Annotated in this window: 11 protein-coding genes and 3 pseudogenes; 6 read left to right on the forward strand and 8 right to left on the reverse strand. The window is 71.0% G+C overall.

All coding sequences use genetic code 11. From position 1 onward, the window contains the following. Positions 1-24: 24 nt before the first annotated feature. From QFZ76_RS47315 to QFZ76_RS47330, 4 genes and pseudogenes are all read right to left on the reverse strand, one after another. Complete coding sequence (locus tag QFZ76_RS47315) at positions 25-1,134, reverse strand: CapA family protein (RefSeq protein WP_307679491.1); 1,110 nt, start codon at positions 1,132-1,134, stop codon at positions 25-27. Between the two features lie 69 nt (positions 1,135-1,203). Beyond that, positions 1,204-2,265, reverse strand: coding sequence for a hypothetical protein (locus QFZ76_RS47320; protein WP_307679492.1), 1,062 nt, complete (start codon positions 2,263-2,265; stop codon positions 1,204-1,206). A gap of 359 nt (positions 2,266-2,624) precedes the next feature. Beyond that, positions 2,625-2,738 (reverse strand): annotated as a pseudogene (locus QFZ76_RS47325) (IS5/IS1182 family transposase); the annotation flags it as partial. A gap of 115 nt (positions 2,739-2,853) precedes the next feature. Continuing rightward, positions 2,854-3,714: a DUF1963 domain-containing protein gene (locus QFZ76_RS47330; protein ID WP_307679493.1), complete on the reverse strand. Its 861-nt coding sequence runs from the start codon at positions 3,712-3,714 to the stop codon at positions 2,854-2,856. 290 nt (positions 3,715-4,004) lie between these two features. Here QFZ76_RS47330 and QFZ76_RS47335 point away from each other — a divergent pair, with 290 nt between their 5' ends. Continuing rightward, positions 4,005-5,540, forward strand: coding sequence for a fused MFS/spermidine synthase (locus tag QFZ76_RS47335; protein WP_307679494.1), 1,536 nt, complete (start codon positions 4,005-4,007; stop codon positions 5,538-5,540). A 296-nt stretch (positions 5,541-5,836) separates the two neighbouring features. On the opposite strand, the gene QFZ76_RS47340 is transcribed toward QFZ76_RS47335, so the two are convergent. The 3 genes and pseudogenes from QFZ76_RS47340 to QFZ76_RS47350 form a co-directional block, all read right to left on the reverse strand. Beyond that, complete coding sequence (locus QFZ76_RS47340) at positions 5,837-7,456, reverse strand: ABC transporter substrate-binding protein (RefSeq protein ID WP_307679495.1); 1,620 nt, start codon at positions 7,454-7,456, stop codon at positions 5,837-5,839. Positions 7,457-7,461: 5 nt separating this feature from the next. After that, complete coding sequence (locus tag QFZ76_RS47345; RefSeq protein WP_307679496.1) at positions 7,462-9,618, reverse strand: hypothetical protein; 2,157 nt, start codon at positions 9,616-9,618, stop codon at positions 7,462-7,464. Between the two features lie 930 nt (positions 9,619-10,548). Continuing rightward, positions 10,549-11,643: pseudogene (locus QFZ76_RS47350) on the reverse strand (GNAT family N-acetyltransferase); the annotation flags it as partial. Between the two features lie 63 nt (positions 11,644-11,706). Between QFZ76_RS47350 and QFZ76_RS47355 the strand changes: the two are divergent. Then, entirely contained in the window at positions 11,707-12,201 is a 495-nt protein-coding gene (locus QFZ76_RS47355; RefSeq protein ID WP_307679497.1) for a recombinase family protein, read from the forward strand. On the opposite strand, the gene QFZ76_RS47360 is transcribed toward QFZ76_RS47355, so the two are convergent. After that, positions 12,182-13,063 (reverse strand): LysR family transcriptional regulator, encoded by an 882-nt coding sequence (locus QFZ76_RS47360; RefSeq protein WP_307679498.1) that lies wholly within the window; start codon positions 13,061-13,063, stop codon positions 12,182-12,184. The genes QFZ76_RS47355 and QFZ76_RS47360 overlap by 20 nt on opposite strands. A 71-nt stretch (positions 13,064-13,134) precedes the next feature. Between QFZ76_RS47360 and QFZ76_RS47365 the strand changes: the two genes are divergently transcribed. The 4 genes and pseudogenes from QFZ76_RS47365 to QFZ76_RS47380 form a co-directional block, all read left to right on the forward strand. Continuing rightward, complete coding sequence (locus QFZ76_RS47365; protein ID WP_307679499.1) at positions 13,135-14,340, forward strand: thiolase family protein; 1,206 nt, start codon at positions 13,135-13,137, stop codon at positions 14,338-14,340. Next, positions 14,337-15,032 (forward strand): 3-oxoacid CoA-transferase subunit A, encoded by a 696-nt coding sequence (locus QFZ76_RS47370; RefSeq protein WP_307679500.1) that lies wholly within the window; start codon positions 14,337-14,339, stop codon positions 15,030-15,032. Before QFZ76_RS47365 ends, QFZ76_RS47370 begins: the two co-directional genes overlap by 4 nt. Next, complete coding sequence (locus QFZ76_RS47375) at positions 15,029-15,691, forward strand: 3-oxoacid CoA-transferase subunit B (RefSeq protein WP_307679501.1); 663 nt, start codon at positions 15,029-15,031, stop codon at positions 15,689-15,691. The genes QFZ76_RS47370 and QFZ76_RS47375 overlap by 4 nt, the downstream gene beginning before the upstream one ends. Positions 15,692-15,779: 88 nt before the next feature. Further along, positions 15,780-16,500, forward strand: a pseudogene (locus tag QFZ76_RS47380) (LacI family DNA-binding transcriptional regulator); the annotation flags it as partial. Between the last annotated feature and the right edge of the window lie 11 nt (positions 16,501-16,511).

Below are 16,511 nucleotides of genomic sequence, written 5' to 3' on the forward strand. Positions count from 1 at the left end.
GCAGGGTCAGCCGAAGCCCTCGGGTCATGGTCCGGTTTCCGCCGCCAGGGTGCCGTCGGTCTCCAGGGTGATGCGCACGCCACGGCTGATGCGGGCGAGGGTGGTGCGGAGCCAGGTGCGGTCCTCGGTGGGCGCGGACTCCAGCTGCATGCGGCGGGCGCGCAGGGGGACCATGCGCAGGCCGGTGAGCCGTCCCGTGCCCGCCGCCACCGTGGCGAGGTAGGCGATCCGGAGGTCGTCGCGGAACTCCTCGTAGCCACAGATGCCCTCGTAGTCGTCGATGAAGTCGCCGCAGCCGTGCAGGATCAGCCGCTCCCGGTACACCTCGACGGGGCGCGGGTGGTGCGAGGAGTGTCCATGGACGATGTCGACACCACCGTCCACCAGGGCGTGCGCGAAACGGATCTGGTCGCGGGGGACGAGGTAACCCCAGTTGGAACCCCAGTGCACGGAGACCACCACGAGGTCGCCCGCACGCTTGGTCGCGGCCACGTGCCGGACCACCGCGTCGGCGGCGGCGGCCGACAGGTCGGGGACGTAGGCGACGCCGGAGCGGTCCGCGGTCGCCGCCCAGTCGGACGGGATGCCGCTGGAGCGTGCCCCGAGGGCGAAGACGAGGACGCGGCCACCCGAGGAGAGCGGGAGCACCGCGGGCGCGTACGCCTCGTTGGCGTCCCGTCCCGCGCCCGCCGTCCGCAGACCCGCACGGGCCAGCGAGCCGAGCGTTTCGTCCAGGCCCGCGCGGCCGAAGTCCAGCACGTGGTTGTTGGCCAGGACGCAGACGTCCGGCCGGGCAACCGTGAGGGCGGGCAGGTTGTCGGGGTGCATGCGGTAGTGGACCTCCTTGCCCGGCGCGAACGCGTCCGCGCAGGTGACGGACGTCTCCAGATTCACGATCCGGACGTCCGGGTCGGCCTCCTCCAGCAACCGCAGCGCCTCACCCCACGGCCAGGACGGATCGACCGGAGCCGGAATCGGGCCGTCGGCCGCCTCCGCCATCCGGACGTAGGATCGGGCGTCCACGAGGTAGCCTTCCCGCAACACCGGATCACCGGGGTTCGGAAGAATCTGATCGACGCCGCGACCGAGCATCACGTCCCCGCACAGGAACAGCGTCACCATGCCGTCGCCCACAACTCCACCCTAGGCGGCGCCTACCGCATCGGCGTCGCCCCGCTACACCAGGTCCGAGACGGTTCCTCGTCAGCCGGAGGCGCGTGCCTTCGCGGCGGAGATGACCTCCTGGCGCTGGCGATGGCGTTGTTCGTGCTCCAGTACCTGACGGGCCTGGTCGGTGGGAGCGTCCTGAAGGCTCGCGACGACATCGCCCGTGTTCATGGCGTCATAGCCGGTCCACGGCTCGGCTCCGCGCAGCTGTTCGATGGCGTCCAGGACTCTCCTGCGGCGCGCATGGGCGCGCTCGTAGCCCTCGATCACCGTCAGATCCAACTGGGACAGCGAGCGCAGCCGGCGTTGGATCTGCTCGGTGCTGAGCTGGCTGAACCCGGGAATCGGCAGGTCCTCCTCCCGCCTGACCGCCCCCAGGACCTCCTCGGCCATGGGGCCGGGCTCGGGCACACCCCGTACCGTCCCCCTGGAGTCGCCACCTCTGGCGTATCGGACGCCGCTGCGAGCGGCATGACGTGCCCGATTGACAGCGGTCCGCATGGTCCGGCCGGCCGCGTCGGCCACACCGCCCTGCTGATTCTCGGGTGGGCCGGAACCGTTGGCGGATGCCACGACGGCGCGTGCCTGTTCGGCGAGGCTGTCCTCCAGCGCCTGCAGCAGTTCCTCGTCCTGGCGGCGCAGCGAGCCGAGCAACTCGGCGGTGCCCTCGTCGTCCACCTGCTCGGCGAGGACCTCTCCGGCCCGGCAGGCGGCCAGTGCCCGTGCCGCAGCGGCGTACTCGTCCTCCGCGTTCCTCAGCAGCTGCCGCGCATCGGCCGGGCCGCCGCCGGGCAGCACGCGCCGCACGATCCCCGTCCCGATCGTCAGCGGCAGCATGACCGTGCGCATCGCACCATGCGAGACGAACCGCGTCACGTCGGCTGCGTTGCCGAGAATCCCTCGGGGCCGCAGATCGTGTACCCGATGCTGGATGCGCTGGAGACCGACCTGCACCTGCGCCGCCTGGCCTTCGAGCATCTGCCGGTACGGACCCGGCGGCGTGACCGCCGCATCCGCCCGGAGCCGGTCGAGGACCGCGGTGTGAGCCTGGCGTGCGTCCTCCAGGACCGGTTCCAGTTCCTCCGCCACAACTGCCATGCGGGCTCCTGAGTGAACGATGGGGCGGCGGTCCGCCGCGCAGGGGAAGCGGCTGCCCTCAGCAGCCTCCGTGGCCGGGCAACCGGGACCATCCTGCAAGACCCACGCCAAGATCGCCCGGCGAGACCTGCCAGGTGGGTCTGCCGCCGGCGATCCGAGGGCGAGCGACCGGCCCGGCTGTCCCCGGTCGACATCGCATCGCGTCGGGGGTAACAGGCCGTGCTCGTGTCCGCCGGCACCGCAGGACCAAGCAGCACCGGCATCCGGCCCCCCTGTCCGCTCATGCACCAAAGCATCCTCGGCGGCGGCTGCCCTGATGCCGGCCGGGCCGGCCACTGCGGGCACGCCCGGCTACTCGGCAGCCCGCCGCGGGAGCGGCCGCTTGGGTGGGCGTCCGGTTCGCCGGCCGGAGCCCCTTCTTTTCGGGCCCCGGCCGCGGGTTGGTGGGCACGCGCGCTCGTGGAATCCACCGACCCGAAGCGGTACGGCAACTGACGGGGCGTTGACAACCGGCTGCGGAGGTGGACGATCGGCGGCACCTGGGAACGGGTAGGCAGCGTGCTGATGCCCCGGGCCGATGACGACAGGTCAGGGGTTCCAGTAAACCGAGGTGAACGCACGGTCGAAGCGCCGCGCGGCCACGTCCTCGCGTTGGATCACCCAGTGGACGGTGGCGCTCTCCCAGCCCTGCACGTCCATGCCGGCATGCCAGTCGGCCAGGAGCACCCAGTCCGAGACGTCGTCCGAAACCGGTCCGTCCCACCGGCCCGTTTCCGCCGCTCTCGCGGCCGTGGACACGGCAACGGCGACCGGGTCGTAGTAGACGGCCTCCTCATCGGCGTATCCCCCGATCTGCAGCGGCCCCTCGGGGGCGATGTCGTCATGGGTGCTCTCCCAGACCTCGACGAGTTCCTCGGAGCGGGGATGCCCGGGAAGCGGCCCGCTCCCCGCTCTCCCGGGCAGTTCGACCGCCTCGTGGCAGGGCAGCGACACAGTGGTCGTGGCCCGCAGCGGACCCTGCGGGAACGCCTTGAACATCGCTTCGTAGTCGTGGAATTCGGAGGAGTTCCAAGCGTGCCTGTCCCGTTCCGTCACGGCAGTGCCGACGGGGACGTACACCACACTGCCCATGGGTTCGTCATAGTCGGCGGTCTCGGGGAAGGCGAAGAGCAGCAGGTGACCGTCGGGGGGCAGGGGCAGGTCCGTCGCGTCGGCGGGCAGGGCCGCCAGGTCGATGGAGGCGACGAAGGGGTGGGCGGGGTCCGGGGTATCGGCCGGAAGCAGGAGCGGACCGCCGAATTGGCCCACCACCGGCCCGTCCCCGTCCTGTGTCAGCGTCGCGCAGGGGCGGGCGGTGGCCAACCACCGCTCCACGTCCTCGGCTGGTATGCCCCGCGCGATCGCCTCGTCACGGAAGGGACCTAACCGGTTCCACATCTCAGGAGTCATGGGCAAACCGTAGAGGCAGGGACTGACACAGCGGCGTCGAAGCGGTCGGCGGGCCACGGAGGAGCTGTCCGGCCCCTTGTCCCGGTGGAACCGGCACGGCAACGGGACCGCCACCCACAGCTGCCGCATCCGGCGCCACTGCCCTCGGCGCTACATCCGCGCCGTTGCGATCACCGTACTCACCGCTCCCTGACGAAACGCCGCTCGTGCGACAGGGGCGGGGTCGTGCCCGGCTGGTGTACTGCTCCAGCCACTCGGCCGAACACGGCTTGCATGCAAGGATGTTGCCCGTGACCAGATCGACTTCGTCGCCCGCCGCCGACGGCACGCCTCACCACCACGGCCTGGGTCCCCGGACCGCTGCCGCGCTTGTGTTCGGGTCCTCGGCCGCAGTCCTGGTGGTCGAGATCGTCGCTCTGCGGCTGCTGGCTCCCTACCTCGGCCTCACCCTCGAGACCAGCACCATGGTGATCGGCATCGCCCTCACCGCGATCGCCGTCGGCTCCTGGCTGGGTGGGCGCCTCGCCGACCAGGTCAATCCACGCAGGCTCATAGGCCCCTCGCTCGGCGTGTCAGGAGCGGTCGTGGCGCTCACCCCTGCCGTGCTGCGCACCACTGGGGAGTGGGCACCACCGATTCTCTTGTTCATCGCGTCGCTGACCATCCTCGTGCCGGGCGCGCTGCTCTCCGCGGTGACGCCGATCGTGACCAAGCTGCGTCTGACCAGCCTCGCCGAGACCGGAACGGTTGTCGGCCGACTGTCCGGTGTCGGCACGGTCGGCGCCATCGTCGGCACCGTCCTCACCGGCTTCGTCCTCGTATCGCGGTTGCCGGTCAGCGGCATCCTGATCGGCCTCGGAACACTGCTGGTGGTCGGCGCGGCGCTGGTCGAGTGGCGAACGCGTGGATGGAGCGGCACCCCTGCCCTGACACTCGTGGTCGTGGCCGGCAGCCTCGCCACCACCGTCGCGCCCGGCGGCTGCGACGCGGAGACCAGGTACCACTGCGCACGGGTCGTCGCAGACCCCGACCGGGACAGCGGCCGGACACTCGTGCTGGACGGCGTGCGGCACTCCTACGTCGACATCGACGACCCGACCTTCCTGAAGTTCGAGTACGTGCGCGCCATCGCGTCGGTGGTCGATGCCGCCTTTCCCGAAGGTGAGCCACTTGCCGCCCACCACCTGGGCGGCGGCGGGCTCACCTTTCCCCGTTACCTCGCCGCTACGCGGCCCGGGACGCGCAGCCTGGTATCCGAGATCGACAGCGGGGTCGTGCGCATCGACCGCGACCAGCTCGGTCTGAGATCACAAGCCGGTATCGACGTACGCGCCGAGGACGGCAGGCTCGGCCTGCGTCGACTGGACGCCGGCAGCCGTGACCTCGTCGTCGGTGACGCCTTCGGGGGCGTCAGCGTGCCGTGGCACCTCACTACGGTGGAGGCGCTGACAGACGTACGGCGGGTGCTCAACGAGGGCGGCCTGTACGTTGCCAACCTCATCGATCACGGTGGTCTGGCCTTCGCACGTGCCGAAGTAGCCACCCTCAGCGAGACCTTCGAGCACGTCGCCCTCGTCGGCGCTCCGGCCGACATCGGCCTCGACCCGACCGCCAGTTCCGACGGCGGCAATCTGGTGGTCGTCGCCTCCGACCGACCAGTCGACCTGCGCGCGACCCAGGAGGCGCTGGACGCCCGGCAGATCGGCTGGAAGATCAGTAGCGGCGAGGACCTCACCTCCTGGATCGGCGATGCCCAACTGCTCACCGACGACTACGCACCCGTCGACCAGCTCATCCAGCCCTACCGTCCACGGAGCAGCCAGTGACGTGCGCTGTTCGCCGGATTCCAGGTCGCGGCCGAGCAGTCGCTCGATGGTCTGCAGGCGTGGGTAGAGGGCCCACCTCGCTGCGCCGTGCGTCGGCTGTCTGTTCACCGAGAGCCTCGACCGGTCCCTGCGGGTCGGCGAGCGGCTGAAGGTCGGCATGGCCGGCCGGCCTTGTTTCCGATCCGGCGGCCCTGTTCGGCGGGGTCAAGCAGTGTGAAGGCGACGTTGTCCGGCACCTCGGCGAGTGCCCGATGAAGGCCGCTTTCACCGACCCCTCCGGCAGCACCTCGGGCCGGTCAGGGCGTGCTGCTGGGAATCACACAGTTCTTCGGCTGTTCCCGGCCGGTGGGCCAGCCCAGGCCGACGAACCTCAGCGTGCCGGCGCCCGCCAGACCCGGGTCCAGGTCGACGACTGCGACCGGCTTGTCGTATGCGTTTCCACCGCTGGTCAGGCAGATCAGGCCGCTCGTGCCCTGCACGCGGTGCCGGGACTGGAGCAGCGACCACTGTCCCCGGACGTCCTCAAGGCCGGGCACCGCCTCGGGACCGCCGCTCTGCGTCTGGTGCAGTGCCTTGCCGATGGTGACGAGGCCGTCGTACACGAGCATCGTCCGGGAGTCCTCCAGGTCCGGGGCCGAGCCGAGGCTCGTTCCCTCGCTGCGCGTGGTCTCGATCCGCTTCTTCAGGGTGTCCAGGGCGGTCTTGGGCTCGGTGAGGTACTGGGGGAGTTCCTCGGCGGTGGGCTTGCGGTCGTGGTCCGCGTCCCACTGCTTGTTCCAGCGGGCCAGTTCGGTGTTCCAGGCCTCCGGGTGCGCGGGGGCGGCGTACTGCACCGTCACCTTCGCCGTGCCGTCCTCGCCGCGCAGCTGCGCCCAGTCCTTCTCCGTCATGTCCTGCCGCAGCGAGGCGGCGTCGGAACCGCTGACGATGGTGTAGTGCCGGTCCTTGCAGCCCACCTGGGCGAGCTTGAGCGCGAAGATCCGCAGGTGCAGCGTGCGTCCCGCGAAGTAGACGATGTCGGCCCGGGAGTCGCAGATGTTGTTGGCCAGCTGGGTGAACTGGTTGCCGGTCGAGCCGGCCTCGTCGATCGCGGGGGACTCGAACGGCATCGGGGCGGGCCCGGCCGGGCCCTTCTCCTCGATCCCGCTGAACGCTTTCGCCAGCGACTCGTTGTAGCTGTCGGGGCGCTTGTCGTAGACCAGCACCGTCTTGAGGTTCTCCCGGCCCCGTTCGCCGTTGAAGTTGGCCAGGGCCTGGGCCGCGTCGTGGTTGGTGGGGATGATCCGGGCCAGGCCGGGGAACTGCTGGTGTGCCATCCCGTCCGCTGTGTCCTCGTTGGCGATCCGGTCCCCGCTGATGCGGGAGGCGAGCACCGGGACCTTGTGCTCCGTCAGTCGCTTGACGGCTGCTTCTGTCGTGTCGAGGCTGAGGTTGAACCCTGTGACGGCGCGCAGCCGGTCGTTTGGCGAGTCGGCCATCCGCAGCAGGGTGTCCACGACCTTTTCCTGTTGCTCGTAGTTCCGCCCGGGGTTGGCCAGCACCAGACGGATCTTCGGCGGTTCTCCCTCGCCCTCGTTGGCCTGCCGCTGCCCCAGGTACGCACCCTGGAGGTCGCTGCGCATCTGCCGGCGCAGCGCCGCCTTGTCCGACTGGAGCGGCAGCATCATCGCCACCGTGACGTGGGGCTGGCCGTCGATCCGCTTGTTCTCACGTGCGATGGCCCGGGCCACGTCGGCGATCTCGGGGGTGCCGAAGTCGTAGCTCTTACCGTTGAGGCCGATGCACTCGCCGCCGGTCCGCTCGACGCCGTCGGCGCAGGTGTCCTCCTGCTGGGAGATTCTGCAACCGGTGAAGACGGCCGCCCCGATCAGTCCCAGACCCAGCAGCGTGATGAGGAACTTCTTCCATCTGGGCATCCCCGTTACCTCCGTCGCCCGAGCCGTCGGGTGCAGGTGCAGTGCAGCAACGGCTGCTCGTTCGCCGCCAGGGCTTTCCACTCCGTGGCGGTCCTGTCGAGTTGTCCGGCGCCGTCGAAGTCCATGGCCACGAGACGCTCCAGCAACGTGGACAGGGTCTCGGCCGTCTTGCCGGTCGATCTGGTCCGCTCCTCGCACAGCCACACCGCGTGCAGCAGCTGGTCGACGGTGCGGCGCAGCGCAGGTCCGTCCACGGGCACCAGGCCCTGGGCGCGTGCCCGCCGGGTGTCCGCTCCGCCCGGATACGGCGCCTGGGCGATCTCCAGCAGCTCCGCGCACCACTCCTGGGGGCGGCCGGGCAGCGTGGCGGTCAGATGGCGGACCACGTCGTCCACGCCGCCGGAGACCAGATGGTGGTTCATCCGGTGCGCCGTGACCGAGCGGAACGCCGCGCCGTGCGGCGCCTCCTCGTCGGCCGCGCGGCTCGTGTAGTGGTCCCGCAGCAGGTGGTGGTCGGCGTACCAGGCGGCGCCGTCGGGGCGCAGGCCGTACAGCCGGTGCACCAGCAGCTGGCGCAGCCCGAAGTCCCCGATGAAGTGCCGTTCGCAGCCGGGCCACCCGGTGTCGGTGAGCAGCTGGGAGACCTGATGTGCCGTCAAGTGGTGGACGCGGCCCGCCTGATGGTGGCGGAGCAGGACGCCGGCGCACTCCTCGTCGTGCGCCACCGACAGATGCGTGAGCAGATCGAGCCACTGGTCGTGGTGCACATCCGGCAGCCGCACCGGCAACTGATCCAGGACCAGATCCTGAAGCAGTACGTCCGCCACCGGCCGCTCGGGGTCGCCGCCGGGCAGACGCAACGGGGCGTCCAGGAGGTCCCGGTCGTTGGCGTCCGCCGGCATGCGGAAGGCGGCGGCAGCAGCGGCCAGCCGGATCACCATGTGCGGCCGTCCGCCGCTCAGCCGGGCCACGGCGGCATCGATACGGCGGCGGTTCGCGCCGCCCTCCGGCTCCCCGCGCTGCTGTCTTCGCTGGGTCTCCTCGCGGAGCTGGTCGCCGGTGAGAAGAGGCATGCGCAGCAGCAGCACCCCGTCCGCCGGCGGTGCCCCGTCCGCTCCTGAGCCCGTGCGCCGGGACCAGGCGGGAGGGCCGCCGTCGGCGGGCCGGAACTCCGCCGGGGGAGCCTGGGCCGGCAGCCCACCGTGCAGGAAGGCGCCGCCGTCCGCCCGGCGCGCCGTGCCCACGATCACCAAGCGGTCGCGCTGCCCGCCCTTGCGGTCGTCGAGTACGGCGCTCAGCAGCCGCTCGCCCAGGGGCGACTCGGCGTGGTCCAGCAGCAGCCCCGGGCGGCCGACCCGGAACAGCCAGCCCGCCGTCCCGGCGTATGCCGCTTCGAGGTCCTCGCGCAGCGCCCGGAAGAGGAAGCTCTCCGCCAGCTCCCGGCCCTCGCCGCCGGCCAGGAAGTCGGCGGCGAGATTGCGCAGTCCGTGCCTGGGCTGATCGGCCGCGCCGGGATACGCGCCGTACAGCCGCTCCAGTTCCGCCTTGCCCCGGGGCGCCAGGCGTGCGAAGAGGGCGTCCAGAAGTGCGTTGCTCACGGCCGCGGAGTACGGGTCGAGCGTCTGCCCGAAGAGGGTCGACAGCAGGTTGCGGACGGCTCCATGGAGGACGCCCCGCCAGAAGTCACCCGCGCCCAGGCCGCGGAGGCGCGGTTTCTGGGACAGATGCTCGTACCGTTCGACCTCCGTCGCGACCGCTTCGGGGGCGCCCTCCCCGGCCCCCGTGGCGATCATCGCGAGGCCCGTGAAGAAACGCGGGAAGGCGAACGAGCCGCCCGTCCCCTGCCAGGTGTACAGCCGCTGGGCGATCTCGAACAGGGCCTCGGTCGTATCCGAGCGGGCGTCCGGCTCCGGCCCGGCCCTGTCCGCGTACACCGGGGAGGCGCAGTCCAGGTGGATCACCGGCACCTTGGCGGCGAAACCGTCCCGCACCGCACGCAGCAGCCGTCCCTTGCCCATGCCCGGGCCGCCGGTGAGCAGCACCACGGGCAGGTCGGGGCCGTACAGCGGCTTCCGGTCGGCACCTGACGGCGACCGCGCGAACAGGTGCGCGAAGAAGCCGTCCTCGTCGAGGAGTTTCTCGAACCCCAGGTCTTCACCCACGGACCCCCCATGGAAGAACTCTCCCGCCCGTGAGCGGATGACCGGTGACCAATGCGCCAGAAAACAATCAGTGGAACACGAGTCCGTCTACCGGACAACGGTGCTTACGTGGAAAGGGAGTTGAGGAGTGGTGAATGCCGGGCCGCTGTCGTCCGTGGGTGTGTCGCGGTGGCAGGCGGGGATTTCACGTCTCGGCCCCGCCGCTGCGATCGCCTGTCATGGACTTCACCTCCGTGGCCTCTGGCTGCCCCTTCTGCACCGCAGCTTCGCCGTCGCGCACGTTCAGCCCGGACGGCACCGCTGCTCGTGCGAGGAACACGACGGATCGTCGCCGTCGTCCGTGATCGCTCCCCTGAGGCCGCCCGGGGACGATCCGCTCATTCGCCGGCGCGCTGGTCGAAGAGCAGGCCTACGAAGTTGGTGACGGGTCCGACGATGTCGAGGTCCTGGTCGAGTACCCACTGCAGTTGGAGCCCGTTGAGCACGGCGTGGAAGAGGACCGCCGCGCTCTCGGGACTGATGCCTTCGCGCAGCCTGCTGCGCTCTGCCTTGTCGTGGAGCCCTCGGCGAACTGGGTGTGCCCGCGTTCCTAGCGTTCGACGAAGTAGGCGTGGGCCTGATGATCCGGCCGTGAGGCCGCGGCGGCGAGCTCGATCCACAGGCACATCAGCTCTGGTGCCAGCGGATCGACCGTGACGTCCGCCAGCGCCGACTGCTGCCGGCCATCTTCGCGCTGGGTACAAACATGGCATCCGCGCGATCGTGGCGACCGGCGTGCACGGCGAGAGCGAGGCCGCGCTGCGGCACGTACGTCGGCACTGCATCACCGTCGACAACTTCCGCGCCGCCGTGACGAGACTGGTGAACGCCACCTTCGCCGCCCGGGACACCGCGCGGTGCCGACGGGACACCGCGTGCGCGTCGGACTCCCGAACCCAGGTCGCTGATGTCCAGGGACAGGTCGGGCTCCCGATCCGTCGGAACGCATTCCGCCTTGCCGTCCCGGACGGTCAGCAGGTAACGGCCGTGTTCGCCGAGGAACGGGTCGTCGACGGCGAGGACGAGCTCGCCGTCCGTGAACCAGCCGCGCGCCGTCAGAGCACCCGGGATGTCCAGGAGCCGCACCCAGAGCCAGTCCATGGCGCCGCTCACCTCGCCGGCGCGGAAGTCCGCGAGCTGCCAGCGCAGCGGATGCTCGGGCGGGACGTGCTGGAACACGATCTGAGAGACCAGGTCGTGTCCGAGTGCGAACTGGACCAGGGCCGTGAAGACGGCGTCGTCGGTGGTGATGGTCTCGTCGACCGTCAGGGTGCCGGACTCGATCGAGTAGCTGGCGTACCCGTCCGGGACGCCGTCGGCGTCCCGGTGAACAGCGACATAGCGTGGCGCCGGCGAGATCGGGGGCTGCCCCGCGCGCAAGGCCCACCAGCGGTGCGGCCGGGACAGCGCGCCGGGCTGGGCGCGGCGATACCGGTCGTAGACCTCTTCCAGGATCTCGCCGCACTCGGCACGACGCAGCACCTCAACCGAGCCGGTGTCCGAGCCGGTCGTCGGCGTGTCGGCCCCTCCGCGTGCCCGGGGAACGGCGAGGGCGGCCTTGTGGCGCGGCACCGTCAGCCGCGCCGTGTAGGTCGCCGGTCCGTAGCCGAACCTGCCGTAGATCGTGGCCTCGGAGGACAGCAGCACGGAGAGGAACTCCCCGCGGGCCCGCACCTCGGCGAGCTGATGGCGCATCATCGCGCTGAGCACGCCCTGGCGCCGGTGCGAGGGCAGGACGCCGACGGCGGTCACCCCGGCGGCCGGGACGAGGGTCTCACCGGGCAGGGTGAGCTCGAAGGAGTGCGCGGCGGCGGTGCCGACGGGCCGCCCGTCCTCCGTCAGGGCGAGCGGGCAGCGGTCCGTTTCGAGCGCCGACCACCAAAGACCGCCGCCCTCGACCGGGGTTTCCGGGAAGTGCCCGAACGCGGCATGGACCGTGTCGACGAAGACGTCAAGGTCCTCATCGGTCGTGGAACGGATCTCCATTGCGCCGCTGCCTCCTCGAAATACCGCTACCACGACTCGTGGCGCCTGGTCACAGTGCATGCGTTGACCCGTGGCCAGGGCACGCGAATTACGGCCCTCCCGCGGCGCCGGTCGCAGCACAGCAGTCTTCGAGGGAGGATCAGCGGCAAGCTCCCTGTAGCCGACCGGCCCGGCCCGGCCCGGCCTGGTCTGGCCGCCGCCCTCGACCATCTCCGCGACGGTGACATGCTCTGCGTCCAGGAAGTCGACCGCCTCGGCCGCAACCTTCTGGAAGGACTGATCGTCCTGAACGACCTCTTCCAGCGCTGTATCGCCCTGATGGTCCGGGAGGGCATCGCCTCCGGCGAGCACACCGAACGCTCCCTGGTGCTGGACCTGGCGCTTGCGCTCGCCGAGGACCGGCGCCGCGACATCGTCCGCAAGACCAAGAACGGCCTGGAGTCTGCCCGAACCCGAACCCGAACCCGAACCCGAACTCGAGCCCGAGCCCGCGTCGGCGGCCGGCGCCCCGTCGTGGACGCGGACAAGCGGCGTGTGATCAGAACATTGCCTGGATGATCCCCACGGTGCGCTCCAGGTGTGGCTCGGAGCGGTCGGGGCGGTGGGCCACGGCCAGCTCCACGCGGGCGTCGGCCCCGGCCAGCGGTAGGTAGACGACGCCGTCGAGCGCCAACGCGGTCACGGGCTCCGGCACGACTGCGACGCCGAGGCCGCCGGCCACGAGCGTGACCAGCGTCGAGGTCTCGCCGACCTCGTGGCGGATGTGCGGCTCGACGCCGGCGTCGCGCAGAAGGCCCAGCACGACGTCGTACATCACCGACCGGCGGTCGGCGGAGTGCACGATCAGGTCGGCGCCGGCGAGGTCCGCGATGCGTAGCCGTTTCCGGCGGGCGAGGGGGTGGTCGACCGGTACGGCGACGACGAGCCGGTCCCGGCGCAGGGTGTGCATGGTGAGGGAGAGGTCGGCGGCCGGAGGGCGCAGCAGCGCGATGTCGATCCCGCCGGTGCGCAGCGCCTCGACCTGGTCGGGCGCGAGCATCTCGCCGCGGAAGGAGAAGTCGACGCCGGGAAGCTCCTCCGTGAGCCGCCGCGAGAGCGTGGGCAGGAGGCTGTACGTCGCCGAGCCCACGCACCCGATGGAGAGGTGGCCCACCGAGCCGGCGGCGACGAGCCGTGCGTGCTGGGCGGCCTCGTCGACGTCGGCGAGGATCGCGCGCGCCCGCTCGAGGTAGGCCCGGCCGGCCTCGGTGAGGTCGACGCGGCGTGTGGTGCGGTGGAGCAGTTCGACGCCGAGTTCGGCCTCGAGCTGGCGGATCTGCGTGGAGAGCGGTGGCTGGGCCATGTTGAGCCGCTCGGCGGCGCGACCGAAGTGGCGCTCCTCGGCCACGGCCACGAAGTACCGCAGGTGACGCAGATCCATAGGTCGTCCGTATCAATCGTGTGCCATATGTGTACTTCAGAATATCGCGGCCCGGTACTAGCGTCGCTGCCATGAGTGCTTTCATCTATGCCGCGACGCGGACTCCGTTCGGCCGCTTCAACGGCGCGCTGGCCGGCGTCCGCCCCGACGACCTCGCCGCCGCCGCGATCACCTCGACGCTCGCCAAGGTGCCGGGCCTCGACCACGCCGCGGTCGACGACGTGGTGTGGGGCAACGCCAACGGCGCCGGCGAGGAGAACCGCAACGTCGGCCGCATGGCGGCGCTGCTCGCCGGGCTCCCGGTGAGCGTGCCCGGCACCACCATCAACCGGCTGTGCGGGTCCAGCCTCGACGCGGCGATGACGGCCAGCCGCACGATCGAGTCCGGCGACGCCGAGGTGGTGCTGACCGGCGGCGTGGAGTCCATGACACGTGCGCCGTGGGTGCTGCCCAAGTCGGCGAAGCCGTTCCCGGCCGGCGATGTCACCGCGGTCTCGACCACGCTCGGCTGGCGACTGGTCAACCCGCGGATGCCCAAGGAGTGGACGGTCAGCCTCGGTGAGGCCAACGAACAGCTCCAGGAGCGCTTCGGGATCTCCCGGGAGCGCCAGGACGAGTTCGCCGCCCGCTCCCACCAACTCGCCCACGCAGCGTGGGAGTCGGGCTTCTACGACGACCTGGTGGTGCCGGTCGAAGGCGTCGGCCTGACCCGCGACGAGGGCATCCGAGCCGGGTCCACGCCGGAGGCGCTGGCCGGCCTCAAGCCGGTCTTCCGCACGCCGGAGCAGGGCGGCACCATCACCGCGGGCAACGCCAGCCCGCTCAACGACGGTGCCTCCGCGGTGCTGCTGGGCAGCGAGCAGGCCGCGGCCATGACCGGGGCCGACCCGATCGCCCGTATCGCCGGCCGCGGTGTGATGGCGCTGGAGCCGCAGGCCTTCGGCTACGCCCCGGTCGAGGCCGCGAACCGTGCGCTGGCCCGGGCCGGGATCGGCTGGGACCAGGTGGGCGCGGTCGAGCTCAACGAGGCCTTCGCCGTGCAGTCGCTCGCCTGCGTCGACGCGTGGAAGATCGACCCCGGCATCGTCAACCAGAAGGGCGGCGCCATCGCGATCGGGCACCCGCTGGGCGCCTCGGGCGGTCGCGTCCTCGCCACGCTGGCCAAGGTGCTGCGCGTGACGAAGCAGCGCTACGGCGTCGCCGCGATCTGCATCGGAGTCGGTCAGGGGCTGGCCGTCGTACTCGAGAACTGCGACGCCACGGGGTCGGCCCAGTGAGCCGGGCGGAGGTCGTCGAGAGCGCGGATGCGGCGGTCGCCGGTATCGAGGACGGGTCCACGATCCTCGTCGGCGGCTTCGGCCTGGCCGGCATGCCGTTCGATCTGATCGACGCGCTCATCCGGCAGGGTGCGAAGGACCTCACGATCGTGTCCAACAACGCCGGCAACGGTGACGTCGGACTGGCCGCGCTGCTGGCCGCCGGCCGGGTGCGCAAGGTGCTCTGCTCCTTTCCGCGCCAGGCCGACTCCTGGGTCTTCGACGGCCTCTACCGCGCGGGGAAGATCGAGCTCGAAGTCGTGCCGCAGGGCAACCTCGCCGAGCGGATGCGCGCGGCCGGTGCCGGCATCGGCGCGTTCTACTGCCCGACCGCGGTCGGCACGCCGCTGGCCGAGGGCAAGGAGGAGCGTGAGATCGACGGTCGCAAGTACCTGCTGGAGTACCCCATCAAGGGCGACTACGCACTGATCGGCGCGCACGTCGCGGACGCGATGGGCAACCTCGTCTATCGCAAGACGGCCCGCAACTTCGGGCCGGTCATGGCCACGGCCGCGACGACGACCATCGTCCAGGTCGACGAGGTCGTCGAGCCCGGCAAGCTCGACCCCGAGGCCGTCGTCACCCCGTCCATCTATGTCGACCGGGTCGTCCAGGTGAAGGCCCGCCACTACACCGTGCAGGGGGCCCGATGACCACCACGTCAAGCGATCAGGTGCGCGCCGACCGCCGCCTCTCGATGGACGAACTGGCCGCCGTCATCGCACGCGACATCCCGGCCGGTGCTTTCGTCAACCTCGGTATCGGGCAGCCCACCAAGATCGCCGACCATCTGCCGGCCGACTCCGGAGTGGTGCTGCACACCGAGAACGGCATGCTCAACATGGGTCCGAAGGCCGAGGGCGACGCGGTCGACCCCGACCTGACCAACGCCGGCAAGGTCCCGGTGACCGAGCTGCCGGGCGCGGCGTACTTCCACCACGCCGACTCCTTCGCGATGATGCGCGGCGGGCACCTCGATGTCTGCGTCCTCGGGGCCTACCAGGTCGCCTTCGAGGGTGACCTCGCCAATTGGACCACCGGCAAGCCCGACGACATCCCTGCCGTCGGCGGTGCCATGGACCTCGCGATCGGCGCCAAGGACGTCTACGTGATGATGACGCTCTTCACTCGCTCCGGTGAGCCGAAGCTCGTGCCGCAGTGCACCTACCCCCTCACCGGCGTCGGCTGTGTCAGCCGCGTCTACACGGACCACGGCGTCTTCGACGTCGGTCCCGACGGGGTACGGATCCGGGAGACGTACGGCATCGGCGCCCACGAGCTGGCGGAGCGACTCGGCATCACGCTGTCTTAAGACCGTGCCCTTGCTGACGTGGGCCGACCCGCCTACGGGGGCCGTGAACGTGGAGCTGGATCGTGCCGGACGGTTTGTGGGATATCGCATCGCGGGCATCTACCCCGAGGCCGAACGGCTCGGTTACGACGTACTGCTCTCCGCAGCCACGCAGAGCCGGGGCGAGGCCAAGGCGATCGAGGCGCTCCTCGGCCATCGTTGCGAGGCGGTGATCCTGCTCGGCTCCGACGCGGAGGCCGCCTACCTCGACGAGCTCGGGCGTCGGACGGTCATCGTGTCGGTCAGTCGCCGGGTGCCCCACGCTCACGTCGACTTCGTGCACTCGACCGAGGGCAAGGGGGTGCGACAGGCCATGGATCACCTTGTCGAGCTGGGGCACCGTCGGATCCTGCACCTCGACGGCGGTCGTGGTCCCGGGTCGGCCGGTCGGCGACGTGCCTACCGGGCCGCGATGCGCCGTCACGGGCTGGAGTCGGAGTGCGGGTCGTTCCCGGTGACCACACCGAGCTGTCGGGCATCGAGACGGGGCAGTCGCTCCTGGCGGAGCGCGACCGCGGGCAGCCCCTGCCGACCGCGGTCCTGGCGGGCAACGACCGGTGCGCGTGGGGGCTGTTGATGTCGCTGACGAGGGCGGGGTCGACGTCCCCCGTGACATGTCGGTCGTCGGTTACGACGACAGTCATCTGTCCCACCTGATGCCCATCGGCCTCACCACGGTGCGTCAGGACGCGGCACCGCGGGAGGCCGTGCTGGACCCGAAACTGGTGGTCAGGGGGACCAGCGGACCGGCTCCGGAGTCCGAGGCCTGAGTCGCGTGATT

It is taken from the genome of Streptomyces sp. V4I2, assembly GCF_030817655.1.
GTDB lineage: Bacteria > Actinomycetota > Actinomycetes > Streptomycetales > Streptomycetaceae > Streptomyces > Streptomyces plumbiresistens.

Coding starts and splice junctions, on each gene's coding strand:
- QFZ76_RS47360 (WP_307679498.1), bottom strand. CDS start 13,063: ATGGATCTGCGTCACCTGCGGTACTTCGTGGCCGTGGCCGAGGAGCGC.
- QFZ76_RS47365 (WP_307679499.1), top strand. CDS start 13,135: ATGAGTGCTTTCATCTATGCCGCGACGCGGACTCCGTTCGGCCGCTTC.
- QFZ76_RS47330 (WP_307679493.1), bottom strand. CDS start 3,714: ATGACTCCTGAGATGTGGAACCGGTTAGGTCCCTTCCGTGACGAGGCG.
- QFZ76_RS47375 (WP_307679501.1), top strand. CDS start 15,029: ATGACCACCACGTCAAGCGATCAGGTGCGCGCCGACCGCCGCCTCTCG.
- QFZ76_RS47320 (WP_307679492.1), bottom strand. CDS start 2,265: ATGGCAGTTGTGGCGGAGGAACTGGAACCGGTCCTGGAGGACGCACGC.
- QFZ76_RS47340 (WP_307679495.1), bottom strand. CDS start 7,456: ATGCCCAGATGGAAGAAGTTCCTCATCACGCTGCTGGGTCTGGGACTG.